The 751-nt window shown below is 63.4% G+C and carries 1 protein-coding gene; it reads left to right on the top strand.

Going from position 1 to position 751, the window contains the following annotated elements; translation table 11 throughout:
• Nucleotides 1–751 (top strand): EAL domain-containing protein (locus EN969_RS33760; protein ID WP_164758782.1); only part of this gene is annotated, 751 nt, incomplete at both ends.

The following is a 751-nucleotide window of genomic DNA, read 5'->3' as shown; positions in this document are numbered from 1 at the left end:
AGCCTGGGCATCGCGGTTTTCCCCGACGACGGCGGAGACGCCGACACGCTGCTGAGGAACGCCGATACAGCGCTTTACCGGGCGAAGAGCGAAGGCCGCAATCTGTATCGCTTCTTCGAACCCGGAATGGACGCAATGGTACAGGCACGGCGTGCGTTGGAGGTCGACCTCGGGACCGCACTGTCGCGCCAGGAATTCGACCTCGATTTCCAACCCATCATGAACATCGCCTCCGGCGAGATCGTCGGCGCGGAAGCCTTGATGCGCTGGCATTCCCCAGAACGTGGCATGGTGGCGCCGGACAGCTTCATTCCGGTCGCCGAAGAAACCGGATTGATCGTGCCGCTTGGAGAATGGGCGCTGAGGAAAGCCTGCACGGCGGCGGCACGGTGGCCCGCCGGCCTGCGCGTCGCGGTCAATGTCTCGGCCGTGCAACTTAAAAGCGGCAGCTTCGCCCGCAGCGTCATCTCGGCGCTGGCTTTCTCCGGCGTGCCAGCCGGTCGGTTGGAACTGGAGATCACCGAAACCGTGCTGATGGACGAAAGCGAGGTGGTGCTAAGGACGCTGCGGCAGTTGCGCGAACTCGGCATCCGCATCGCGCTGGACGATTTCGGCACCGGCTATTCGTCGCTCGGCTACCTCAGGCGTTTTCCTGTCGACAAGATCAAGATCGACCGTTCGTTCATCCACGATTTGGGCAATCGCGACACCGCGGCGATCGTTCGCACCGTCATCGGGCTGGGTGCCGAGC

The sequence above is a fragment of the Mesorhizobium sp. M7A.F.Ca.CA.003.01.2.1 genome (assembly GCF_003998945.1).
Lineage (GTDB): Bacteria > Pseudomonadota > Alphaproteobacteria > Rhizobiales > Rhizobiaceae > Mesorhizobium > Mesorhizobium ciceri.
The sequence above is the reverse complement of the archived record's forward strand: the minus strand, read 5'-3'. Positions and strand labels throughout refer to the sequence as shown.